Source organism: uncultured Roseobacter sp. (assembly GCF_947492555.1).
Taxonomy (GTDB): domain Bacteria; phylum Pseudomonadota; class Alphaproteobacteria; order Rhodobacterales; family Rhodobacteraceae; genus Roseobacter.
In genome coordinates this window covers 638,636-661,239 of sequence record NZ_CANLNE010000002.1, presented here as the reverse complement: position 1 = coordinate 661,239, position 22,604 = coordinate 638,636, and the positions used below count along the sequence as shown (strand labels likewise).

21 protein-coding genes and 1 tRNA gene are annotated in these 22,604 nt (G+C 58.9%); 8 read left to right on the top strand and 14 right to left on the bottom strand.

Going from position 1 to position 22,604, the window contains the following annotated elements:
- Positions 1-74: 74 nt before the first annotated feature.
- A complete protein-coding gene (locus tag Q1A07_RS10275; RefSeq protein WP_299780381.1) occupies positions 75-1,058 on the top strand; it encodes a GlxA family transcriptional regulator in 984 nt (327 codons plus the stop codon).
- Positions 1,059-1,060: 2 nt separating this feature from the next.
- On the opposite strand, the gene Q1A07_RS10270 is transcribed toward Q1A07_RS10275, so the two are convergent.
- Complete coding sequence (locus Q1A07_RS10270) at positions 1,061-1,546, bottom strand: glutathione peroxidase (protein WP_299781948.1); 486 nt, start codon at positions 1,544-1,546, stop codon at positions 1,061-1,063.
- A gap of 173 nt (positions 1,547-1,719) precedes the next feature.
- Here Q1A07_RS10270 and msrB point away from each other — a divergent pair, with 173 nt between their 5' ends.
- From msrB to Q1A07_RS10255, 3 genes are all read left to right on the top strand, one after another.
- Positions 1,720-2,169 (top strand): peptide-methionine (R)-S-oxide reductase MsrB, encoded by a 450-nt coding sequence (msrB, locus tag Q1A07_RS10265; protein WP_299780379.1) that lies wholly within the window; start codon positions 1,720-1,722, stop codon positions 2,167-2,169.
- A complete protein-coding gene (msrA, locus tag Q1A07_RS10260; RefSeq protein WP_299780377.1) occupies positions 2,166-2,678 on the top strand; it encodes a peptide-methionine (S)-S-oxide reductase MsrA in 513 nt (170 codons plus the stop codon). The genes msrB and msrA overlap by 4 nt, the downstream gene beginning before the upstream one ends.
- A 103-nt stretch (positions 2,679-2,781) precedes the next feature.
- Positions 2,782-4,839, top strand: a complete 2,058-nt coding sequence (locus Q1A07_RS10255) for a methyl-accepting chemotaxis protein (protein ID WP_299780375.1) — start codon at positions 2,782-2,784, stop codon at positions 4,837-4,839.
- Between the two features lie 4 nt (positions 4,840-4,843).
- Here Q1A07_RS10255 and Q1A07_RS10250 read toward each other — a convergent pair whose 3' ends face one another.
- The 9 genes from Q1A07_RS10250 to Q1A07_RS10210 all read right to left on the bottom strand — a co-directional run bounded on the left by Q1A07_RS10250 (position 4,844) and on the right by Q1A07_RS10210 (position 17,066).
- Complete coding sequence (locus tag Q1A07_RS10250; RefSeq protein ID WP_299780373.1) at positions 4,844-6,850, bottom strand: hydantoinase/oxoprolinase family protein; 2,007 nt, start codon at positions 6,848-6,850, stop codon at positions 4,844-4,846.
- Between the two features lie 64 nt (positions 6,851-6,914).
- The gene (queG, locus tag Q1A07_RS10245; protein ID WP_299780371.1) at positions 6,915-7,967 is read right to left on the bottom strand and encodes a tRNA epoxyqueuosine(34) reductase QueG; all 1,053 of its coding nucleotides are present in this window, start codon (positions 7,965-7,967) and stop codon (positions 6,915-6,917) included.
- 9 nt (positions 7,968-7,976) lie between these two features.
- Positions 7,977-8,642, bottom strand: coding sequence for a glutathione S-transferase family protein (locus Q1A07_RS10240; RefSeq protein WP_299780369.1), 666 nt, complete (start codon positions 8,640-8,642; stop codon positions 7,977-7,979).
- A 56-nt stretch (positions 8,643-8,698) separates the two neighbouring features.
- The gene (gene mtgA / locus Q1A07_RS10235; protein ID WP_299780367.1) at positions 8,699-9,427 is read right to left on the bottom strand and encodes a monofunctional biosynthetic peptidoglycan transglycosylase; all 729 of its coding nucleotides are present in this window, start codon (positions 9,425-9,427) and stop codon (positions 8,699-8,701) included.
- A 50-nt stretch (positions 9,428-9,477) separates the two neighbouring features.
- On the bottom strand, positions 9,478-14,010 hold the full coding sequence (gene gltB, locus Q1A07_RS10230) for a glutamate synthase large subunit (RefSeq protein WP_299780365.1): 4,533 nt from the start codon (positions 14,008-14,010) through the stop codon (positions 9,478-9,480).
- Positions 14,007-14,441, bottom strand: coding sequence for a GFA family protein (locus Q1A07_RS10225; protein ID WP_299780363.1), 435 nt, complete (start codon positions 14,439-14,441; stop codon positions 14,007-14,009). The genes gltB and Q1A07_RS10225 overlap by 4 nt, the downstream gene beginning before the upstream one ends.
- A complete protein-coding gene (locus Q1A07_RS10220; RefSeq protein ID WP_299780361.1) occupies positions 14,438-14,872 on the bottom strand; it encodes a GFA family protein in 435 nt (144 codons plus the stop codon). The genes Q1A07_RS10225 and Q1A07_RS10220 overlap by 4 nt, the downstream gene beginning before the upstream one ends.
- Positions 14,865-15,563 carry a hypothetical protein gene (locus Q1A07_RS10215; RefSeq protein ID WP_299780359.1) on the bottom strand — a complete coding sequence of 233 codons (699 nt, stop codon included), beginning with the start codon at positions 15,561-15,563 and terminating at the stop codon, positions 14,865-14,867. The genes Q1A07_RS10220 and Q1A07_RS10215 overlap by 8 nt, the downstream gene beginning before the upstream one ends.
- Positions 15,564-15,632: 69 nt before the next feature.
- Positions 15,633-17,066 (bottom strand): NAD(P)-dependent oxidoreductase, encoded by a 1,434-nt coding sequence (locus Q1A07_RS10210; RefSeq protein WP_299780357.1) that lies wholly within the window; start codon positions 17,064-17,066, stop codon positions 15,633-15,635.
- Between the two features lie 221 nt (positions 17,067-17,287).
- On the opposite strand from Q1A07_RS10210, the gene Q1A07_RS10205 reads away from it, so the two are divergent.
- Positions 17,288-18,091 carry an undecaprenyl-diphosphate phosphatase gene (locus Q1A07_RS10205; RefSeq protein ID WP_299780355.1) on the top strand — a complete coding sequence of 268 codons (804 nt, stop codon included), beginning with the start codon at positions 17,288-17,290 and terminating at the stop codon, positions 18,089-18,091.
- On the opposite strand, the gene Q1A07_RS10200 is transcribed toward Q1A07_RS10205, so the two are convergent.
- A complete protein-coding gene (locus Q1A07_RS10200) occupies positions 18,088-19,071 on the bottom strand; it encodes a complex I NDUFA9 subunit family protein (protein ID WP_299780353.1) in 984 nt (327 codons plus the stop codon). The two genes, Q1A07_RS10205 and Q1A07_RS10200, sit on opposite strands and share 4 nt — an antisense overlap.
- Before the next feature lie 218 nt (positions 19,072-19,289).
- Between Q1A07_RS10200 and Q1A07_RS10195 the strand changes: the two genes are divergently transcribed.
- From Q1A07_RS10195 to Q1A07_RS21925, 3 genes are all read left to right on the top strand, one after another.
- Positions 19,290-19,375 (top strand) — tRNA-Leu (locus Q1A07_RS10195).
- Positions 19,376-19,732: 357 nt separating this feature from the next.
- Positions 19,733-20,056, top strand: coding sequence for a DUF3775 domain-containing protein (locus Q1A07_RS10190; protein WP_299781946.1), 324 nt, complete (start codon positions 19,733-19,735; stop codon positions 20,054-20,056).
- A gap of 365 nt (positions 20,057-20,421) precedes the next feature.
- Entirely contained in the window at positions 20,422-20,970 is a 549-nt protein-coding gene (locus Q1A07_RS21925) for a J domain-containing protein (protein WP_366944071.1), read from the top strand.
- Between the two features lie 157 nt (positions 20,971-21,127).
- On the opposite strand, the gene Q1A07_RS10185 is transcribed toward Q1A07_RS21925, so the two are convergent.
- The 3 genes from Q1A07_RS10185 to Q1A07_RS10175 all read right to left on the bottom strand — a co-directional run bounded on the left by Q1A07_RS10185 (position 21,128) and on the right by Q1A07_RS10175 (position 22,602).
- A complete protein-coding gene (locus Q1A07_RS10185; protein WP_299780351.1) occupies positions 21,128-21,550 on the bottom strand; it encodes an SRPBCC domain-containing protein in 423 nt (140 codons plus the stop codon).
- Positions 21,547-21,864, bottom strand: a complete 318-nt coding sequence (locus tag Q1A07_RS10180; RefSeq protein WP_299780349.1) for a metalloregulator ArsR/SmtB family transcription factor — start codon at positions 21,862-21,864, stop codon at positions 21,547-21,549. Before Q1A07_RS10180 ends, Q1A07_RS10185 begins: the two co-directional genes overlap by 4 nt.
- A gap of 90 nt (positions 21,865-21,954) precedes the next feature.
- Positions 21,955-22,602, bottom strand: a complete 648-nt coding sequence (locus tag Q1A07_RS10175; RefSeq protein ID WP_299780347.1) for an RluA family pseudouridine synthase — start codon at positions 22,600-22,602, stop codon at positions 21,955-21,957.
- Positions 22,603-22,604 lie beyond the last annotated feature (2 nt).

The window sequence follows — 22,604 nt, the reverse complement described above, 5'->3', positions numbered from 1 at the left end:
ACCGACCAGTCTGCGCATTGCGATCACGTCTAGGGTCAGGTTTAAAACCACCGCTGGCTTTGGACCTGTCGCTGATGACCCCGCGTGATGCCATCAAACCATACGCTTTCGTATTGATCCCGGGATTCTCGCAGCTTGGGTTTGCCTGCGCGCTCGAAGCGCTCAGCCTCGCCAACCGGCACCCCTCAGGCGGGCCATATTATCGTTGGCGGGTGCTCAGCGAAACGGGCGCACCCGTGACGGCCTACAACGGGGTCACCACCGCCGCTGATAGCACCCTGACCGCGTTGGACCGCAACGAAACCATCGTGATCTGTGCCGGCGAAGACGTGGGGCGCAACACGAGTAAACCCCTGGTCAACTGGCTGCGCCGCGAGGTGCGCAAGGGTATGGACTTTGGCGCGCTCTCGTCGGGGACCTATGTGCTGGCGCTGGCCGGTCTGGTGGCGGGCAAGCGCGTGACCACCCACTGGGAATACCGTGCGGCACTCACCGAAATCCTGCCCGATGTGATCATGGAGGACGCGATCTTTTCCATCGATGGGCGGGTCTTCACCACGGCGGGCGGGGCGGCCTCCATGGACATGATGCTGGAGCGGATCAAGGCGGATCATGGCACCGAACTGGCCACATGGGTTGCCGACCAGATGGTCTATACCGATCCACGCCTGCCCGACCACGCGCAGCGCGCCACCCTGCAAAGCCGGACACAGGTGCGCAATGGCAAGCTCGCCATGGCCATGCAGATCATGGAAAACAACATCGAAGACCCGCTGACACCAGATGAAATTTCCGACGCAATCGGTCTCTCGACGCGGCAACTTGAACGGCTGTTCGCCAAGTACGTCGGCGTGTCGCCCAAGCGCTATTATCTCCGGCTCAGGTTGGAGAAAGCGCGTGATCTGTTGCGGCAAACCGACTTTTCGGTGACGGAGGTCTGCGTCGCCTGTGGTTTCAAATCGCTGTCGCATTTTTCAAAGAGCTACCGTGCCGCCTATGGGATCAGCCCCGGGTTGGAGGGGGGTGATGCCCGTCTGGTCTGGCGTGGCAGCATCTGACGCTATTGCAACAACGCCTCGATTGCCCCGATGATTTTTGCGGATTGCGGTTTCGTGGCCGAGCCCCAGGTGCCGATCACATCGCCCTCCGGACCAATCAGAACCTTGTTGAAGTTCCAACGCGGCGTGAACCCGGTGGCGTCGGCGACATCGCGATAAAACGGATGCGCCTTTGAGCCCTTAACATGGGTGATATCGGTCATTGGCAGGTCCAGCGCAAAGTTCAGCTCGCAGAATTCCTTGACCTCCTCAGCGCTGCCCAGCTCCTGCCGAAAATCGTCGGAAGGGACCGCCAGCACCACAAGCCCCTGGTCGCGGTAGGTATCATAGAGCGCCTGCAGCCCATCATATTGCCCGGTGAACCCGCATTGCGACGCGGTATTGACCACCAGCACCGGTTGCCCCGCCCAATCCCCGGTGTTCAATGTGCCGCCATCAATTGATGGGAACACGTGGCTGGACATGCCCGCGAAAGCTGCCGTTGCCATCCAGAGGCCCAGAAAAATGCTGCAAAGAAGTTTCATAAGGCTCTCCCTATTCGCTTGGTGGTACATTTAGGGCGGCTGAGCGCAAAGTCATGCCTGCGTGATCGGAGGTGTTTTTCTCTTTAACTCCGACGTTTTTGACCCATTTACTAAGCAAAGGACAAAAGGAGCATCCTATGCCCAAATATGAAAAGACAGATGAAGCGATCTCGCGCCTGTCGCTTGAGGAATACCGCGTGACCCAGCAGAGCGGGACCGAGCGCCCGGGCACCGGCAAACTCTTGAACAACAAGGAGCCGGGCATTTACGTTGATATCGTCTCCAGCGAGCCGCTTTTTGCGTCTGCTGACAAGTACGAGAGCGGCTGCGGCTGGCCAAGTTTTACCAAGCCCATCGAGCCTGCAAATGTCACCGAACTCAGCGACACCACCATGGGGATGACCCGCACGGAGGTTCGCTCGACCCATGGTGACAGCCATCTGGGCCATGTCTTTCCCGACGGACCCCGCGACCGGGGCGGGCTGCGCTATTGCATCAACTCGGCGTCCTTGCGGTTCGTGCACCGTGACGACATGGCGGCCGAAGGCTACGGTGATTACGTGGATCAGGTGGAGGATGTGGCATGAGCCATCAACGGGCCGTTCTGGCAGGGGGATGTTTCTGGGGGATGCAGGATCTGATCCGCAAACGCGCCGGTGTGATCTCGACACGCGTGGGCTATACCGGTGGGGACGTACCGCAGGCGACCTATCGCAATCACGGTACCCATGCCGAAGGGATCGAGATCATCTTTGATTCTACGCAGGTGAGTTTCCGCCAATTGCTGGAGCTCTTCTTCCAGATACATGACCCGACGACGCCCAACCGGCAAGGCAACGATGTCGGCCTCAGCTACCGTTCAGCCATCTACTACGTGGATGAAGACCAGCGGGACGTCGCACTCGACACAATCGCGGACGTCGAAGCTTCTGGCCTGTGGCCCGGCAAGGTGGTGACCGAAGTGGAACCGGTTGGCGCTTTCTGGGAAGCCGAACCCGAACACCAGGATTATCTGGAGCGTATTCCAAACGGCTATACCTGTCACTTTGCGCGCCCGGACTGGGTGTTCCCCAAAAGGTCCGAAGCTGCCGAGTGAGAGGGGCGCCCCGCACTCATGAATATGAATACCGTGCCGCAAACATAAAGATGATCTTAAGGAACCCTGCTTTAGACAAGACTGGCTAAAACAGGAGAATACGATGCGTCTTTTTTCCCGTACCAATTCCGGGGCCGCTACCGAGTCTGGCGGCACTCAGGCTTTGTCGACGGCATTGGATCAATCACATGTGGTTGCTCGGTTTGATGAAGAAGGCAAGGTCGTGGAAGCGAATGCGGCCTTTTGCACAGCTTTGGGATGCACAAAACAAGATATCCTTGGCTGTTCGCAATCGGATTTTGCCGGCGACTCTTCGGCAGTTATCGAGTTCTCGGCAACCGGGAACAGCGGGATTCTCAAGCAGGGCGTGCTTTGCCACAAAACGCCATCAGGCGCGTTCGTTTGGCTGGAAGGAGCGTATACCGCTGTCAAAAACGAGAATACCGGACACCAGGAAACCGTACTGATCGCGCAAGATGTGACAAGGCGACACCAGGCATCAATCGACACACAAAAACAGTTGGCTGCGATCGAAGGCGATCAGTGCAAGGCCGTCTTTGACCTTGAAGGCAACTTTGTCGAAGCAAATGACAACCTCTTGTCTGTTTTTGGTTATTCGCGGGATGAGCTGCTTGGCCGGCCACATCACATGCTTGCGGGTGAGAAGTATGTTAAGACCGTGGAATATGGTGAATTCTGGGATGCTGTTTGCAACGGCGAATTCCGTATCGGTCGCTTTCGTCGCTACTCGAAGGCAGACACGGGGATGTGGTTACAATGCAGTTACTCACCCATTCTTAACGAAGCGGGCGTTCAAACCGGTATCGTAATGCTGGCGTATGACGTATCAGACCGCAAACGTTCGAATGAACAGGTGGATGCCATCAGCCGGGTTCAGGCCTGCATTGAATTCACAACCGATGGCCATATTCTGGATGCAAATGAATTGTTTCTGAACGCCGTTGGTTACTCTTTGGAAGAAATCAAAGGCAAACACCACCGCATGTTCCTGACCGAAGAGCAGGCCAACAGCCCAGAATACGCGGACCACTGGAGCAGGCTGGCCAAAGGCGAGATCATCGCAGGCGAAGTCTGCCGCGAAGGCAAAGACGGATCTAAGGTGTGGCTGAACGCCTCTTACAATCCAATCATTGGCGCCGATGGAAAGCCTTACAAGATCGTCAAATACGCGCAGGATGTGAGCAACCGGATGTTTGCCGTCACGATTCTGCAGGAAGCAATGAGTCGATTGGCGCAAGGCGATCTCAGCGCGTCAATTGACGCAACCTTTGCCAATGAATTCGAAATGCTGCGCGTTGATTTCAACACTGCGCAGTCACGCCTCCGCGATACCGTGAAAGGCGTTGTACACAGCAGTGACGAAATCGGTTCAGGCACGAAAGAAATTACCACTGCGTCGCGGGAATTGAGCAGTCGTACCGAAAGCCAAGCCGCGGCACTGGAGCAAACAGCGGCAGCGATCAGTGAAATGGCCGCTTCAGTCAAATCAACCGCTGAAACGGCGGAAAACACGCGCACTGTTGTCGAAAAAACCAAGTCTCGCGCATCGGTTGGCAGCAATGTCATGAGCGACGCACGTGATGCGATGGATGCAATTTCCAAAAGCTCATCCGAGATTTCCAGTATTACGTCGGTGATCGATGATATCGCATTCCAAACCAATCTGCTGGCCCTCAACGCAGGCGTGGAAGCAGCCCGAGCCGGTGAGGCCGGACGAGGCTTTGCGGTGGTTGCGTCCGAAGTTCGCGCGCTTGCGCAACGGTCCTCTGAGGCCGCTACTCAGATTGCCAAACTGATCTCCACCTCCGCAGAACAGGTGGAGCAAGGCGTTCAATTGGTATCCAAAACAGGAGAATCGCTCTCTGAAATTGAGGAGTTCGTATCCGAGGTCGCCAATATGGTCAGCGACATGGCTGCCGCAGCGACGGAACAATCCGGCGGACTGGGGGAAATCACAGCATCCATAAGCAACTTGGACGATGTGACCCAGAAAAATGCAGCCATGTTCGAGGAAACCAACGCCGCAACGCAGCTTTTGGCAAATGAAGTCGCGTCTCTTGGCAAAATCACAGCATCCTTCAGAGTCAGCTCTGAAACATCGGAAAGCTCAGTTCAAGACCTTCACCGCATGGCATCCTGATAAGTCATTCGGATGCCACGCGTGGTCGACCACTGGCCTCGACCGTCAAAACCGCTTCGATGAACACTTCACGAGCCTCGACACCTGCAACACGAATGTCTTTGGTCGTGGTGATCTGCAGATCTTCAGCGCCTGCGGCATGAGCCTTTGCACGGGCTTCCTCCCGCAGGTTGGTTTCCAACAAAGTCAGCGCAGCGTCCTGATCAGCGACTTCAACCGGACCATTTCTGAGGTGCACCTGAAAAAGGCCTTCGCTGGGGGCTGTCACGGATCCGCTGCATCGCATTGATATCCTTCCCACCACGGCGCCAATGGCATTCGCAACATCGGCGTGTTCGGGCAAAATCATCTCCGTGCCGACGGAGACGCCAACCGCAGGGTAATAGCTTGCCGCCGAAGCGCCAAGACCCACGACCGGCAGGTTGAGCCCGGCGCTGAGCCGCACCAACCCGCGATGGTCCTGCAGACCGGCTTGCATCAAAGTGTGACTGGCGAGGGCCTGCGGCGCATCGCCAAAATAAGTACTCTCTTCCGCGAACGCGGTTTCCAAGAGAGCCAAAGCGGTCTGATGTGTCAGTCGATCAACAACCATCCGGGCCAGTGATTTGGCACTTTTCGCTAAAACATCTCCTGAACCCTGTCGTCGGCGCGCCATCAACATCAGTGCTTTTTCCGCGGCGTCCGCATCCCACCCGGAAAGCTTTCCCAAGACATGACTGGCATCGGACGGCGTCACACCAGAAATCTGAACAAGTCCACGATCAACAAGCCGGGACAATGCGCCTGTGTCGATTCGAACGCGAACAACGTCTGCCAGCGGGCAAACGGCACCACCAATCCGGCGCAGCAACGCGGTATCTCGGGGGCCAAGACCTTCAAGGCTTTGCCCCGGCACCGCACGCACAAACCGGCCGTCATATTCGCGTGGCACCGTATTGCGCATTTGCGCATCGAGCGCGTCATGCACCGCTTTCGGAGCGTCTACCGCGAGCAGCGAGACCGGCAACAGGCGACGCGGCCCCAGGTTGAGCCCACCCTTGAGACCCTCGCCGATGACCCGTACTTCGCTGTCACCCCCGAGACCGGTTGTCCGCATGGCCACCGCCTCGACCATCGTCCGGTGGGGACCGACCTGCGCGCCACCTGGATCAATGGCAGGTTTTCCGTTCTGAAGCAGGGCGATGTCCGTGGTTGTCCCTCCAATGTCGCTGACGAGAGCGTGCTGCACGCCGGTCAACCAGCGGGCCCCGACAATCGAGGCTGCAGGACCGCTCAAAATCGTCTCGATCGGACGGGCCCGCGCCTGCTCTGCTGACATCAACGCGCCATCTCCACGTACAACCATCAACGGTGCGGAGATTTCCAGATCGCGCAGCACCTGTTCGGCGCGACCGATCAATCGTTCTATCATGCCAATCAAGCGTGCGTTCAATACTGCGGTAACTGCGCGTTTCGGTCCATTCAACCGCGCCGACAATTGATGTGAGGTAGAAGCCAGACGCCCGGTGATATCAGCCACAAGCGACGCCGCGCGCACCTCATGGGCCGGATTGCGGGTGGCAAATTGCGACGCCACGGCAAACCCGCTGACCCCATCACGATGCGCGCGCAGGAAGTCGGTGATCGCCCCCTCGTCCAATGGATGCGCTTCCATACCAGCGTGATCATGCCCACCCGCGCAAATCAAATGGGGGTCGCCCTTCAGCGCATCTGACAGACCATGGGCGTCCAGGTCCCGCGCGCGAAACCCGATGTAAATCAAACCGACGCGGCCACCCTGCCCCTCGACCAGCGCGTTGGTTGCAAGCGTCGTCGACAGCGAGGCCAGCGAAATGGTATCGGGCGCGATCCCCGATGTTTCGAGTACCAGTCTAACGGCCTTGCCAATGCCGATGGCAAGGTCTTCGCGCGTGGTCAGCGCCTTTGCGGACGCAATCACCTCAGTCTCATCTTTCAGCAGGACAGCGTCGGTGTATGTGCCACCTGTATCTACACCCAATAAATACGCCACCAAGCGCTCTCCTTTGCATTCCTCGCAATCGGACCTTTGGTGCTGCTTTGCGGAGTTCTTCGCCTCATTTCGCGTCCAATTGTGTCACGGCCCAGATCGCAGCATCCACAACGGTCGCATCCGGGTCACCGACCAACGCAGCGGCGGCAGGGCGCAATTCCAGCAGCCCCGAGTTGCCGATGGCATAAAGAACGTTGCGCACAAAGCGATCCCGCCCGATGCGTTTCACCGCCGATCCGGAAAACAAATGCCGAAATGCAGCGTCATCGAGCTGAGCCAGTTCTGCCAAATGCGGCGCGGTCAGTTTCGGTCTGGCCGTCAAGCGCATGTCCCGCGCGGTCACCGCAAATTTGTTCCACGGACAGACCGCAAGGCAGTCGTCACATCCATAGATGTGGTTTCCAATACGCGTACGTATGCTCTCGTCTATAGGGCCTTTGTGTTCAATGGTCAGATAGGAGATGCAACGGCGCGCATCGAGTTGGTAGGGCGCTGGAAAGGCGTCAGTCGGGCAGATGTCCAGACACGCCCGACAAGACCCGCAATGATCGACCTCTGCGGCATCAGGTGGCAGTTCCAAGGTGGTGAAAATCGTCCCCAGAAAAGCCCAGCTGCCCCACTCACGGCTCACAAGATTGGTGTGTTTACCCTGCCAGCCCAATCCCGCCGCAGCACCCAGCGCCTTTTCCGGCACCGGCGCGGTATCCACGAAAACCTTGACCTCTGCGGGCTCATCAGCCTCGGCCAAAAGCCAGCGGGCCAGCCGTTTCAGGCGCTTCTTGACCACATCGTGATAGTCTCGCCCCTGCGCGTAGACCGAAATGGCGCCGCGATCAGGCTCCTGCAGTATGGCCAGCGGGTCGTGGGTTGGCGTGTAGCTCTCCGCCAGCATGATGACCGAACGCGCCTCGGGCCAGAGCGCTGCGGGATTTCCGCGCCAGTGCATCCGCTCGGCCATCCACGCCATCTGGCCGTGATAGCCCGCTGCGACAAAGGCGTTCAACCGCTCCGCCACCTCGGGTACCGCATCCGGTCTGCAAATGCGGCACGCCACAAACCCGGCAGCATCCGCCTCCGCCTTCAGGCGTTCCGTCAGGCCAGGCAAACGATTGCCCATGACATGTTACTAGAAATCGAGATCATTGTAGTGTTTCGGTGGCGGAAATCCTGGCACCTGATCGGCCAGAATGGACCGGAAGGCTGGCCGCGACTTGATCTTGGCATACCAGTCCTTGACGACGTCGGATCGGTTCCAATCCACGTCAGAGATGTAGTCCAGCGCGCTCAGATGCGCGGCGGCTGCAAAGTCGGCCAGTGTCATCACATCCCCCGCCAACCAGCGGCGGTGGTCGAGCAGCCACGTCATGTAATCCAGATGATACTTGATCGCTTTGGCACCGGCCTTGACGTTGGAACTATCGGGATAGCCGTGGCCCATCACCTTCTTGTTCACCCGCTCATAGAGCAATTTGGACGTTACCTCATGGTGGAACTTGTCATCGAACCAGCTGACGAGGCGGCGCACTTCCTGGCGGGCAACGGCGTCCTTTGGCATCAGCGCGGGGTCAGGGCGCGTTTCCTCGATGTATTCGCAGATCGCGGCGCTTTCGGCCATCATCACCCCGTCAAGCCGCAAGACAGGCACCTTGCCAGCCGGGTTGCGTCGCATAAAGTCCGGGTCCTGCTCCCAGTACTTTTCCTCGACCAGTTCAACCTCGACTTTCTTCTCCGCGAGGCTCAGACGCACCTTGCGACAAAATGGGGAGAGGGGGACATGAAACAGGCGTGCCATCGAGAGTTCCGAGTGGTTGCGTAACCCCTCCTCAATGCCCGCAACGCTCGCCGGTTTCAACTCTCGAAACAGGCAGCGCGGCCATCTTTGCCGATTGTTGCTGCCCCGGATAGGATCGCGCGAGCCCTTTTCTGCACGAAGGCGGAGGGTTTGCTGGCGGATCGTCCTTTTGGGTCCGGCAATATGGCAGCAAGGCGCGCGGCCTGAACGCCCGAGAGTTGATCGGGTCGAACGCCGAAATAATGGCGTGCTGCCGCTTTGACGCCAAAGACGCCTTTGTCGAATTCGGCGACGTTTAGATAAACTTCGACAATGCGGCGTTTGGACCAGATCGCTTCCAGGATCGGCGTCAAAAGCGCCTCCATCGCCTTACGCGTGTAGTTACGGCCGTGCCAGAGATACACGTTTTTCACCGTCTGCTGGCTCAGCGTTGACGCTCCGCGGGTTCCGCCATCTTCAATTGCTTTCTTGATTGCCGGCAGATCGAACCCCCAATGGGTACAGAAGTTGGCATCTTCGGCGGCGACGACCGCGCGCGCCATCACCGGGGAGACATCGTCAAGCTCCACCCAATCCTGCGATACTCCACCAAGGGCACGGGACTGGGCAAACATGTAGGGCGTTGTCGGTGGGTTCACTACAGCCCCCAGCGCAATCAATCCCAGAATCACAACCGCCAGCACAAGAGTCGCGCGGGTCAGAAACCGCAAAACCCGCCGTAGCGGGTTTTGACGGGCCGGTTTCTTGCGCGACCGGGTGTTCTTTTTCGTGACGCGTTTTGCCATGAGCCAGCTATAAGCCTGCGCGGCGGTCTTGTGAACCGCCGCGCCGTTTACTATTCGGCAGGGACCGCCTGATCCTCAATGCCCAGCGGTGCAGGCAGATGCACCAGCATCTCCTTCGGGCAAACCTGAAGGAAATGCGCCTTCTCACTTTCCCAGTGTTGCAGAATGTCCGCGGTCCGCCGACTGCCGGTTTCGCTCAGATGCATCTCCAGCAATTCTTCCAACTGTCCCAGCCAGTGATCGACCGTGACCGGACAGGTCACCAGGGTCTCCATGTTCATCAGCGCGGGCGCGCGACCCTCGGGGTCATAGAGATACGCCATTCCGCCGGTCATGCCCGCACCGAAGTTGGCACCGATATCACCGAGGATCACAGCGACCCCCCCAGTCATGTACTCGCACCCGTTCGAGCCGCAGCCCTCAATCACCACCTTCGCGCCGGAGTTCCGCACGGCAAAGCGCTCGCCCGCGCGACCAGCGGCGAAGAGATGCCCGTCGGTGGCACCGTAAAGCACGGTATTGCCGATGATCGTATTTTTCGATGCCTCGATGGGCGAGGCCATCGGCGGGCGGACCACGATCGTGCCGCCCGACAGGCCTTTACCCACGTAGTCGTTGGCGTCGCCCGATACCTCCAGCTTCAGCCCGGGTGCCGCAAAAGCCCCCAGCGACTGCCCGGCAGAGCCGCTGAGCTTCACGGTCAGATGATCCGGCTGCAGTGTGTTGCGCATCCCGAACTGCTTCACGATATGGCTCGACGTGCGGGTGCCGACCGTCCGATGCGTATTTTGCACCGCGTAGGACAGTTGCATCTTCTCGCCGTCCTCAAGGAACCGCGCTGCGTCGCGCACGATCTCCGCGTCCAGCGTATCAGGCACGGCGTTCCGCGCCTTGGCCCGGTCGTAAACGATCTCCGCCGCGCCATCGACGGTGATCAGCAGCGGGTTGAGATCCAGATCATCCAGATGCGCCGAACCGCGCGAGACCTGCGCCAGCAGATCCGCCCGCCCGATCACATCGTCAAGGCTCCGCGCGCCAATCGACGCAAGGATTTCGCGCACCTCGGTCGCATAGAAGGTGATCAGGTTCACCACCTTGTCAGCATTGCCACTGAACTTGGCCCGCAGGCTTTCGTCCTGCGTACACACGCCCACCGGGCAGGTATTCGACTGACACTGCCGCACCATGATACAGCCCATCGCGATCAGTGCCGCAGTGCCGATGCCGTATTCCTCGGCCCCCAGCATCGCCGCCATCACAATGTCGCGGCCCGTCCGCAAACCACCATCTGTACGCAACGTGATCCGGTCGCGCAGGTTGTTCATCGACAAAACCTGATGCGCCTCGGTCAGGCCCATCTCCCACGGCAATCCGGCATATTTGATCGAAGTCGCGGGCGAGGCGCCCGTGCCGCCATTGTGCCCGGAAATCAGGATGATATCGGCCTTGGCCTTGGCCACCCCCGCGGCAATCGTGCCCACACCGGAGGAGGCCACCAGCTTCACCGTCACCTTGCAGCGCGGGTTGATTTGCTTGAGGTCATAGATCAGCTGCGCCAGATCCTCGATGGAATAGATATCGTGGTGCGGCGGCGGCGAGATAAGCGTGACGCCCTTGGTCGAATGCCTGAGCCGCGCTATCAAGTCGGTGACCTTCATGCCGGGCAACTGCCCGCCTTCGCCGGGCTTCGCGCCCTGCGCGACCTTGATCTCCAGCTCTTCGCACTGGTTCAGATACTCCGCCGTCACGCCAAAGCGCCCCGACGCCACCTGCTTGATCTTCGCGGACGGATTGTCGCCATTCGGCTCCGGCACGAAATGCGCCGGATCCTCGCCGCCTTCACCAGAATCCGATTTCGCGCCGATCCGGTTCATCGCCACGTTCAGTGTCTTATGCGCCTCAGGGCTCAGCGCGCCGAGACTCATGCCCGGCGTGACAAAACGCTTGCGTATGGAGGTGATGCTTTCCACTTCCTCAATCGGCACCGGCGTGCCCAGCGGTTTGATGTCCAGCAGATCACGCAGATGGATCGGCGGGTTGCTCTGCATCTTCTTGGAATACTGTTTCCACATCTCGTAAGACGCGCGATTGCAGGCCATCTGCATCATATGCATCGAGGTCGCTTCCCACGCATGGGTCTCGCCCGACTGCCGCGCTTTGTAGAACCCGCCGATGGGCAGCACCGAGGCCGGACCGCCCCAGGCCTTGGCGTGCACCTCTTCGGCCTTACGCTGGATACCGCTGACACCAATGCCCGAAATCCGGCTGGTCATGCCCGGGAAATACTCCGCACACATGGCCCGGCTAAGCCCCACGGCTTCGAAATTCAGACCGCCGCGATAAGAGGAGATCACCGAAATCCCCATCTTGGCCATGATCTTGAGCAAGCCCTGATCGATGGCGATGCGGTAGCGGTCAATCGCCTGGGTCAGGCTCATGTCGAGCAGCCCGCGGTCGATGCGGTCAGCCAGCGAATCCTCCGCCAGATAGGCGTTTACCGTGGTCGCCCCCGCGCCGATCAGCACCGCAAAGTAATGCGGGTCGACACATTCGGCAGAACGGACGTTGATCGAGGTGAAAGTCCGCAGCCCCTTGCGCACCAGATGGCTGTGCACCGCCGAGGTGGCGAGGATCATCGGCATACCGACCTTGTCCGCGTCCGACATCTGGTCGGTCAGCACGATGTGCCCGGCGCCCGAGCGCACAGCGTCTTCGGCATCGGCGCGGATCGCTTCCAGCGCCGCGCTGAGGTTGCCGCGTCCCGGCGCAAAGGTGCAGTCGATGGTCACCACATCCGCGTTGAAATGCCGGATCAGCTCGTCAAACTGCGCATTGCCCAGAAAGGGACTGTCGAGCGTGAAAATCTCGGTCTGGCTGCTGTCTTCATCGAGCACGTTCTTGAGATTGCCGAACCGCGTTTTCAGGCTCATCACCCGGTATTCGCGCAAGGAGTCAATCGGTGGATTGGTCACCTGACTGAAGTTCTGACGGAAGAAATGGCTCAGCGGGCGGTATTGGCCCGAAAGCACGGCAGAGGGCGTGTCATCGCCCATTGAGGCCAGCGTTTCCTTGGCATCTTCTGCCATAGGCGCCAGAATTTGTTCCAGTTCTTCAACGGTATAGCCCGCGGCCACCTGGCGGCGCCGCAGTTCGGCCCCGCTGAACAGCGCTTTCTCGGAGACGTCATCGAGCGCTTTTTCCAGGTCGTTGATCTTGCCCACCCAGTCCCCAAACGGCTGTGAGGCTGCCAGCGCATCCTTGATGGCCTGATCGTGATAGAGCTTGCCCTCGGCCATATCGACCGCCAGCAGTTGCCCGGGTCCGAGCGCGCCTTTTTCCACCACCGTGGCCTCATCCAGCGGCACCATACCGGTTTCTGATCCGGCGATGACCATGCCGTCATTCGTCACCACATAGCGCATCGGCCGCAGACCGTTGCGGTCCAGCCCGGCGCAAACCCAGCGCCCGTCGGTCATCGCCAAGGCGGCGGGTCCATCCCAGGGCTCCATGACGGAGTTGCAATAGGAATACATGTCGCGCCAGCTTTGCGGCAGCTCCACCGCCTGCTTCGACCAGCTTTCTGGCACCAGCATCGTCTTGGCCATTGGCGCATTCCGCCCCGCCCGTACGAGCACCTCGAAGACCGCGTCTAGCGCCGCACTGTCGCTGGACCCGGAGGCGACGATGGGTTTAATATCCTCGGCCATCTCGCCAAAGGCACCAGACGCCATGCGTATCTCATGGCTCTTCATCCAGTTGAGGTTGCCCTTCAGCGTGTTGATCTCGCCGTTGTGCGCCAGCATGCGGAACGGCTGCGCCAGCCACCACTGCGGGAAGGTGTTCGTCGAATAGCGCTGGTGATAGATCGCAAAGGCGCTCTCGAAACGCTCATCCATCAAATCAGGGTAGAACTCCGCCACCTGCTCGGCGAGCATCATGCCCTTGTAGATGATCGACCGGCAGGACATCGACGCGATGTAGAGCGTCGGCACCTGTGCCGCGAGCGCCGCCTTTTCAATACGCCGTCGTATGACATAAAGTTCGCGCTCGAAAGTGTCCTCATCCACGCCCTTGGCATTGGAGATCAGGATCTGCTCGATCTCGGGCCGGGTCGCGTTGGCCTTCTCGCCGAGACAGGAGATATCCACCGGCACGTGGCGCCAACCGTAGATGTAATATCCCATGCGCAGGACTTCGGTCTCGACGATGGTCCGACAGGTCTCCTGCGCGCCGAAGTCCGTGCGCGGCAGGAACACCTGCCCCACAGCTATCATCTCATTTGCACGCGGATCGTGGCCGGTGCGCTTGACCTGGTCGTAAAAGAACTCCACCGGGATCTGCACGTGAATGCCGGCGCCATCGCCAGTCTTGCCATCCGCATCCACAGCGCCCCGGTGCCAGATCGCCTTCAGCGCCTTGATCCCGTTTTCCACCACGCCCCGGCTCTTCTTGCCATCGACGGAAACCACCAGACCCACGCCGCAGGAAGAATGCTCCTCACTCTCGGCATAAAGCCCGTGCTCTGCCATATAGGCACGTTTGGCATCCTCACGGGCCACCCAGGCATCATCATATTTGGTCATTTGGCGTCTCCTTCAAGAAAGGCGGCAAGCTCGGTCTGCATCTCGGCTTCGTCACGTTGTGTGGCCTCCGGCCAGGCTGGCAGCCAGCTGGGGCGGTGATCCACAAAAATCTCGTCGCCCACCGCAAGACCACTCTGGTCTTCGAACAATCCGACCGGCAGATACGCGATATCGTGCCCCTGCATTCTCCAGTACAGGGTTGTACCACAGATGCCACAAAAGGCGCGCTCGCCATGGGCGCTGGCGTGGTAGGCCCGGATCGCGTCGGCACCTGTCGTCGAAACCTCCTGCACGCGCACCGTCAGGAGCGGCCCGCCCCCGGTCCAGCGCTGGCATTGCGCACAATGGCAGGCGTGAATCTCCGTATCCGGCAGCCGGGCAGAGAATTTTACTGCGCCGCAGAGACATCTTGCATTTGTGATCCGGCTCATGTGCCCTCTCCTTCACCCGAAAACATTGCGATGGTCTCTTCCGTGCTCAGCCGCTTGTGTTCGCCGGCAAGCCCGTAGCCCTGGGGGCAGCGGTCGATAAAGAACTCCAGCTTCATCTGCCCACCGGCAGCATTCTCAAATAGGCCCGCCGCCGGGTGACGTATGCCGTCATGCAGCGTGCCGTACCACAGAGTGGACCCGCATTTTCCGCAGAACCCCCGCTCCGCCCAGTCCGAGGACACAAAGCTCTCCGCGGGACCCTCGACGGTCAAAGTGCCGGGTAGCGTATCCACCGAGATGAACATGCCCGAGGTGTGGCGGCGGCACATATCGCAATGGCACGCCCGCAGGCGCAGGTTGTCCGACAGGACGCTGACTTTGACCGCGCCGCACAGGCACCGTCCATTGAGAATTTGCCCCGCCTCACTCACAGCCAAACTCCGAGGTTGCGGCCAGGAAACCCGGATCGCCGCGTTCGTAAATTGCCCGTGGCGTATAATCCAGCACCTCTTCGTCCCCATCCAACACACGTCGAGACCATTTGCCTTCGATCACCAACTCGCGGCTGAGCGATACCAGCACGTCCACGTTGAATGCCAAACCGCCTGCCCCTGCTTCACGCTCAAACAGGCGGTCGGCCTTGAAGACCAGAAATTCCTCGTCGCCGACCGTCACATTGGTGCCCGAATACTCGGTTCTACCGCTCAATACATAGGGTTGGCCGTCGATGATATTCGTGGTCAGCACAAATTCGCCCTGCGCCTCGTGATAGCCAATGTCCATCAGGTCACGAATGTTCATGCTGATGCCTGATCCAGGCACATGTTCCATCGTCAGGCTGTTGGCGTCATGTGTCTCCCATTTCACAAACGCCCAGTCACGATCATAATGGGTCGTGCCAAGGGGCTTGCCGCGCCGAAAGGTCAGCGCCTGCCAGCTGCTGTTCGCACATTGCATAATGGACGTCGTGACGCAGCTGTTTTTGTGCACGGTCGCCACCGCTGTACAGGCGTTCGGGACCCGCACGCGATCTTCGGCCAATACAATGGGGGCAGCAGCCGACAGCAGCAACGCGAGTGCTGCAGATCGTGTCAAAATGGCTCTCTTGCCCTCTTGGGTCATGATTGCTGTCCTTTAAGGTGTGCTGTGCTACACTGTGTTCGGTTAGGAAGCTGCGTCTGCGGGCGGGAGTTACTCAGCGGCCATTGCCGCCGCATCGCCCATCTGCTTCAGGATCGCCTCGGCGCAATCCCGCCCGTCGCGAATGGCCCAGACGACGAGGCTGGCACCCCGCACGATGTCGCCCACCGCATAGACGCCGTCGAGATCGGTGGCACCCGTCGTGAACGCCGCCTTGATCGTGCCCCAGCGCGTGACCGGCAATTCCGGCTGATCCCAGAGCGTGGGCAGCGCCTCGGGCTCGAACCCCAGCGCCATGATTACCAGATCGGCGTCTTCCACATAGTCAGCACCGTCGATTACCTCCGGTGCCTGCCGGCCGGTTGCATCGGGCGCGCCAAGACGCATCTTCTGCACCATCACACCGGTCACCGGATCGCCGACAAAGCCCTTGGGCGCCGAAAGCCATTCAAAGATCACGCCCTCTTCTTCAGCATTCTGGACCTCACGCTGTGAGCCCGGCATGTTCGCCCGGTCGCGGCGGTAGAGGCATTTCACGCTCGTTGCGCCTTGCCGGACGGAGGTGCGCACACAGTCCATCGCCGTGTCACCGCCGCCGATCACGACTACGCGTTTGCCTTCGGCATTCAGCGCCCCGGAATCAAATTCCGGCACCGCGTCGCCAAAGCTCTTGCGGTTGCTTGCTGTCAGGAAATCAATCGCCCGCACAAGGCCGGTTACACCCACGCCCGGCGCCTCGATTTCCCTTGATTTATAGACACCTGTGGCAATGATCACCGCGTCATGCTTCGCCCTCAGGTCATCAAAGCTGATGTCCTCGCCCACATTGGTATTGAGCTCGAAGGTCACGCCGCCCTGCTCTAGCTGGTCGTTACGGCGCATGACCACATCCTTCTCCAGCTTGAAGCCCGGGATGCCATAAGTCAGCAGCCCGCCGGCGCGGTCGTAGCGGTCATAGACGGTCACCTGCACACCTTCGCGGCGCAGCACGTCTGCCGCCGCCAGCCCGCCGGGGCCCGCGCCGATGATGCCCACGCTCTCGCTGCGCTCGGCCCGCGGTGCGATGGGCTGGACCCAGCCCTGCTCCCACGCCGTGTCGGTGATGTATTTCTCCACCGCACCGATGGTCACGGTGCCATGGCCGGATTGTTCAATCACGCAATTGCCTTCGCACAGACGGTCCTGCGGGCAAATCCGGCCGCAGATTTCCGGGAAGGTGTTCGTCGCCTGGCTGACCTCATAAGCCTCCTGCAAGCGGCCTTCGGCGGTCAACTTCAACCAGTCAGGGATGTTGTTGTGCAGCGGACAATGGCTCTGGCAATAGGGTACACCGCATTGACTGCAGCGACTTGATTGCTCCTGCGCCTTGGCCTCTGCGTACTCGGCATAAATCTCGTTGAAGTCGTCGCGGCGCACACCTGCGTCACGCTTTTCGGGCATGTCGCGCCCGACCGTCACGAATTTCAACATAGGTTGCTCAGCCACAGCTCGCGTCCTCCACGTAAGTCCCAGAACCGCACGCATACGCGAACTCAAAAGGAAAATAAAGTCAGTAAAGGTTACCTATAATCATTTAATTTGGCGTTTATCGGCGCAAAAAAGCTCTCCCAAACGAAAACTAATTCCGATTCGGTCCTTTATTCAGGCTTTTCATTTGATTCCCTGACCTTATACCACAAAGGCCTGCAGTCAGCCCGGACCGTTTCATGACGCTCTTCCACCTCTTCCTTGTTGCAGCCATTCAGGGTCTGACCGAGTTTCTGCCGGTCAGCTCTTCAGGGCACCTCATCCTGCTGCCAGCGCTCACCGGTGAGCAGGATCAGGGGCTGGCCATCGATGTGGCCGTACATGTGGGCACACTCTTCGCCGTGGTGTTCTACTTCCGGGCGGATGTGAAAATTGCCCTGCAAGGCAGTCTGCGCTTACTTCGCGGGCGTGTCGATACGCAAGGTGCGTTCCTCGCACTTTGCCTTGTAGCGGCAACCATTCCGGTGGTGATTGCGGGAACAGTGGTCAAACTGGCCGGACTAGATGACATGTTGCGATCCGTGACCGTCATCGGCTGGGCCATGTTGGGGTTCGGAATCGTGCTTTATTGGGCGGACAAAACTGGCACATATGATCGTACGGCAACTGATTGGCGGCTCAAGGACGCGGTGACGATGGGGCTCGCACAGATGTTGGCCCTTATTCCTGGCACATCACGCTCGGGCATCACGATCACTGCCGCACGCAGGCTTGGCTACGACCGGGAAAGCTCTGCCAAGCTGGCCATGTTGATGTCTATTCCGACCATTGCGGCCTCAGGGGTGCTGCTCGGCGTTGATGTCGTCCAGGAAGCTGATTGGGCGGTGGCACGCGATGGTCTGATTGCTGCCGCCTTTGCCTTTGCATCGGCTTTGCTGGCACTGAGCATCATGATGCGACTGCTGCACAGCGTCAGCTTCACACCCTACGTGATCTATCGCGTTATTCTGGGTATCGCACTGCTGATCTACGCCTACACTTAGGTGCGCAGGTTCTTCGCGGAATCCTTGATCGCATCATACTGACCTGACGGGCGGAAGCGCCACAGGTAGTCGGGCAACACGGACGCCAGAGACACCGGCGTTATACCCAGCGCGGCGAACCCCTTTGCGTTGTCACTGACCACATTATCATTGGCGAGGTTACGCACCTGATCCCGGGTGATCATCGAATTGGTAACAAGCCCAAGCGTCACCGCCTGCAGCATGTCAAAACCAAACGCCATTATGCGGGCAAAAAAGAACGGAATGCTCACGACCAACCGGCGCCGGTGAATCACCTCAAGCATTTGCTGCATCAGTTCGCGGAAGCTTGCGACATCAGGGCCGCCCAGCTCATAGATACCTGCAGACGCGTCGCCGGTCAGCGCCAATTCAGCCGCCCGCGCGACATCATCAACATAAACCGGTTGGAACTTTGTCTCCGCGCCAACAACCGGCAGGATCGGGCCGAGACGGCTCATCGACGCGAAACGATTGAAAAACTGATCCTCGGCGCCAAAAACGATGGACGGACGCAAGATCACCGCTTCGGGCATATGCTCTAGGACGCCGGCCTCTCCTTCGGCTTTCGTACGGGCATAGTCGCTGTCAGAAGCGGCATCCGCGCCAATAGCAGAGATGTGCACCAGCCGGTCGACACCCTCCTCGGCTGCGAGACGCGCCACCCGTTCGGCACCTTCGGCCTGCACAGTATCAAACTGATTCTTGCCACTCTCAGCCAGAATACCAACACAGTTGACGACGGCGTCCGCCCCGGACATGACCGCGCGTACCGAGTTGTCATCGCGGATATTGCACAGCACTGGTTCAACCTGCCCAACAACGCCGTAGGGCTTGACGAAAATCGCCTCGTTCGGGCGCCGCACCGCGACACGCACGCGCCACCCCGCCTTGGCCATCCGTCGCGCAATGTAACGCCCGACAAAGCCGGATCCTCCGTAGATCGTGACCAGTTTCGACATGATGAGCCTCTTTCAACGCCGTCTATCACGATGTACCCCCGCATACCCTTCGAAACAAGGCGCAAATCAGCAAACAACACCCGAATGGCGAGAGGCACATAAAGCTTAAGGGACCGCCAAATGACCTAGGCAAGGTTGAACCTGCATGGTTCGCAAAATCACCAGTTTCCGTTTGACACCCCAGCGACATCGGCTTAAAGGCAAGCCTCACGACACCTGCCCAGGTGGCGGAATGGTAGACGCGCTAGCTTCAGGTGCTAGTGTCCGTATGGACGTGGAGGTTCGAGTCCTCTCCTGGGCACCAAATCTCCTTTTAAATATTCGTATTTTCAGGCCACCAGGGCAAATTTTATTTGGTCCATCCACCTTCTCAAATACCTGCGCAGCTGCTCAACCCGGCGTTTGCGTTAGTGAGGTCATTGACCGGACCAAGCCATTAGCCGTCTCTTCACTAAGCGTTTAACAGAATTCAACACAGCAAGGTCATGCATCGCAGCCGTGTAGGTGCATCTCTGTCGATCTGGACACGGGCCCGGCGACGTCAAAATCAGAATGCTCGGTGTCGGATATTCAGTTTTCGACGCTGATCTTACTTGCCAATTTTGACCGTCTACGTTTGACTATCTCGTGCGCTCGTAACACAGAACGGGAAGGTCTCAAATTGCCAGACATCAGCACAAACAAAGTCGTCCGCGTGATTTTTCTCGCCCGAGAGTATGGACCGGAAAGCAGCCAGCTTCACAACTATATCTCGAACCTGAACGACGAAGAAGCTGCCAACCTTGTTGCGATCATGTGGGTGGGACGCGATAGTTTTGAACCGGAAGACTGGGCCGAGGCGCTTGCCACTGCGACAACCGAGGCGACCGCGCCGACGGAGAACTATCTATCCGGAATACCCGAACTTCCAGATCATCTGGAAGCCGGACTTGAGGCCCTGGGTGTCGATGTGACCGATGCAGAGGATCATTTCCGAGACCGCTGACCTTGGCGGCGACCTTCCAGCGAGCAATCAGTAGCGCCTTCTGCGGCACCGTCGAAGGGGGCAAAGACGCCAATCGGCGCTGGTCTTCGGTTTCGGGGTCATCTGAATGCGCGAGTGCTCACCGGTCGATTGCCGATAAATTTACAAAATGACATTCGTTTTCGTCTTTCCCGCTGATCCACCACGCCAACCAGTGATGCGGCCGACCAAGGCCCCCGACGAACCAATCAGATCCATCAAACTGGCAGAACACTCAGTATTTGGATGGCGCAGTTAACCACGAATAAATGTATGCGTATTCGTTTAAAATTTTTCTCAATATAGTTGAGTTGTCTTAACTCATTCAATCGGGCGTCGGAGGTAAAATGTCAGCAACACCAGAACATGCAGCCCGCGTCCTGGGCATGACTGACGAGGCGACTCTGGCCGATGTGCGGCGGGTCCGGCGTGAGCTGGCATTTAAGTATCATCCCGACCGGTCCAGTGATCCAGCACGATCATCGCGCCACATGGCCCGTATTAACGCCGCCGCTGATACCTTGATTGCACACCTGAGAGGCCAAGCTCCCAAACCATCGAAGCCAGAACGGCCTGAGGGTCATGGCTTCTCCGATCGGAAAACGACACGGCAAGCTTCGGCCAAATGCAAAACCTCCAACACGGCATCAGACCGTACCAAAACTGACCCGGACAGGACCGCATCGCGTCCAGGGAACAACGCCGCCGCCCCTGGAAAAGAACACGCGGCGCACGCGATGACTGCTCAACCACATAACGGTAAACGGTCATCTGCTGAGACTACTCTCATTCGGTTGGCTGCTGCGTCCTACCGCAATGTATTGGAGCGGATCGGTACCGTTACCCCGGCACCGACAATAGACATGAAAGTGCTTTGCTACCCAGGCTCGCATTGAGCCACCTGGGTGATCATTAAGTCGTCGCGCGATCATCCCAAACTGCAGAACATCAGCGTAGTCACTTGATGAAGGCAACGTGGTCACTTTCCCAGATCACGATCTCAAAATGCCAGTGTTGGCAAAGAGCCACTCGCAACAAGTGGCTCTTTCCCCATCAAGCGGCTTCACCATGCACAGCCTTGCGCATGTCCATGAGATGACCGTCCCATCCCTTGTCAAGCGACAGTGTCAAATCAAAGGCTTCAGCGCCCTGCGGCAAGCCTTCATGTTCCAGTGACAGCTGTGTGCCACCGGCCACCTCCGTGAGGGTCCATTTCACTAAGCTTTCCGCATCGCCCATTGGCTTCACGGTGAAGCTGTATTCCAGATACTCCGGCTCTCGGGCTGCCTTGACCTCTCCCCAGATCAGCTTGTCACCGCTTTGCGCTCCGAACATTTCCAACTTTGTGCCCGCGGTCAGCGTGACCTTGGGGGGATGGAACCATTCGGCAAGGTGTTCAGGTTCGGTGAGATAGGCCCAGACCTTGGCCCGGGATGCCTTGAGGAAAATGGTTTTCCGTAAAACTGTGTCAGTCATTTACTATCCTTTTCGATTGCAATTTTCAGTGCCGAAAGATGATCGTCCCAGAAGCCGTCGAAGTAGCTCAGCCAGTCGAAAACAGGACTGATACCCTTCGGGTTCAGCTGGTTGATCCGCTCGCGGCCCTGGGCGCGCACGGTGATCAACCCGCCGTCAGACAGCACGGTCAGGTGCTTTTTAACCGCGGCGCGGGTCATGTCGAAATTCTGCGCAACTTCGGCGATCGTCAGGTCGCGATCCCGCAGCATCAGCAGAATGTCGCGCCGGGTTGGGTCCGCCAAGGCGCGAAAGGTGGATTGTACAGGGGTCATGTCTCCTCCAATATGATACCAATTGGTGTTCCTTTTACGAAACCATAAGGTATCATGTCAACCCAGATGGTAACGGCGATCTTGAAAGGGTCAGAAGGGCGCAGCGGTCCTAATTTTCATGGAGCGACCGCCCTGTGGATGTTTGAACCGCAGCTCTTCGCTGTGCAACATCAGGCGTGGAAAGGCGCGTGCAGGGCCGGTGGCATAGAAGGGATCCCCGAGAATCGGGTGACCGAGCGCCAGCATATGCACGCGCAGTTGATGACTGCGCCCGGTCTTGGGGTGCAGACGGACACGTGATGTGTTGCCCTCATTTTTCAGCACGCGCCAGTCGGTCTGAGCCGGTTTGCCGTTAGCGTGATCCACCATCTGTCGCGGTCGGTTTGGCCAGTCGACGATCAGCGGCAGATCGACGGTGCCGGTCTTCTCCGACGGTACGCCCCAGACGCGGGCAACATAGGTTTTCCGCGTCATCCGCTTTTCGAATTGCAGCCCGAGATGGCGCTGCGCATGGGGGGTCAGCGCGAAAATCATCACGCCCGAGGTGTCGCGATCAAGTCGATGCACGAGCAGCGCATCAGGAAATGCGGCTTGCACGCGGTTCAGCAGGCAGTCGGCCAGCTCCGGCCCTTTGCCCGGCACTGACAACAGACCCGCAGGCTTGTCCACCAGCAGCACTTCTGCGTCTTCATGCAGCACGACCAAAGGGTCTTGAGGCGGGGCGTAGATATCGCTCATGC

Bases quoted from the DNA above. Each gene is read 5' to 3' on its own strand.
- Q1A07_RS10175 (WP_299780347.1), bottom strand. From the start codon at position 22,602: ATGAGCGATATCTACGCCCCGCCTCAAGACCCTTTGGTCGTGCTGCAT.
- Q1A07_RS21925 (WP_366944071.1), top strand. From the start codon at position 20,422: ATGTCAGCAACACCAGAACATGCAGCCCGCGTCCTGGGCATGACTGAC.
- Q1A07_RS10275 (WP_299780381.1), top strand. From the start codon at position 75: ATGACCCCGCGTGATGCCATCAAACCATACGCTTTCGTATTGATCCCG.
- Q1A07_RS10215 (WP_299780359.1), bottom strand. From the start codon at position 15,563: ATGACCCAAGAGGGCAAGAGAGCCATTTTGACACGATCTGCAGCACTC.
- mtgA (WP_299780367.1), bottom strand. From the start codon at position 9,427: ATGGCAAAACGCGTCACGAAAAAGAACACCCGGTCGCGCAAGAAACCG.
- msrA (WP_299780377.1), top strand. From the start codon at position 2,166: ATGAGCCATCAACGGGCCGTTCTGGCAGGGGGATGTTTCTGGGGGATG.
- Q1A07_RS10255 (WP_299780375.1), top strand. From the start codon at position 2,782: ATGCGTCTTTTTTCCCGTACCAATTCCGGGGCCGCTACCGAGTCTGGC.
- gltB (WP_299780365.1), bottom strand. From the start codon at position 14,010: ATGACCAAATATGATGATGCCTGGGTGGCCCGTGAGGATGCCAAACGT.
- Q1A07_RS10200 (WP_299780353.1), bottom strand. From the start codon at position 19,071: ATGTCGAAACTGGTCACGATCTACGGAGGATCCGGCTTTGTCGGGCGT.
- Q1A07_RS10180 (WP_299780349.1), bottom strand. From the start codon at position 21,864: ATGACCCCTGTACAATCCACCTTTCGCGCCTTGGCGGACCCAACCCGG.
- msrB (WP_299780379.1), top strand. From the start codon at position 1,720: ATGCCCAAATATGAAAAGACAGATGAAGCGATCTCGCGCCTGTCGCTT.
- Q1A07_RS10225 (WP_299780363.1), bottom strand. From the start codon at position 14,441: ATGAGCCGGATCACAAATGCAAGATGTCTCTGCGGCGCAGTAAAATTC.
- Q1A07_RS10185 (WP_299780351.1), bottom strand. From the start codon at position 21,550: ATGACTGACACAGTTTTACGGAAAACCATTTTCCTCAAGGCATCCCGG.
- Q1A07_RS10240 (WP_299780369.1), bottom strand. From the start codon at position 8,642: ATGGCACGCCTGTTTCATGTCCCCCTCTCCCCATTTTGTCGCAAGGTG.
- Q1A07_RS10205 (WP_299780355.1), top strand. From the start codon at position 17,288: ATGACGCTCTTCCACCTCTTCCTTGTTGCAGCCATTCAGGGTCTGACC.
- queG (WP_299780371.1), bottom strand. From the start codon at position 7,967: ATGGGCAATCGTTTGCCTGGCCTGACGGAACGCCTGAAGGCGGAGGCG.
- Q1A07_RS10270 (WP_299781948.1), bottom strand. From the start codon at position 1,546: ATGGCAACGGCAGCTTTCGCGGGCATGTCCAGCCACGTGTTCCCATCA.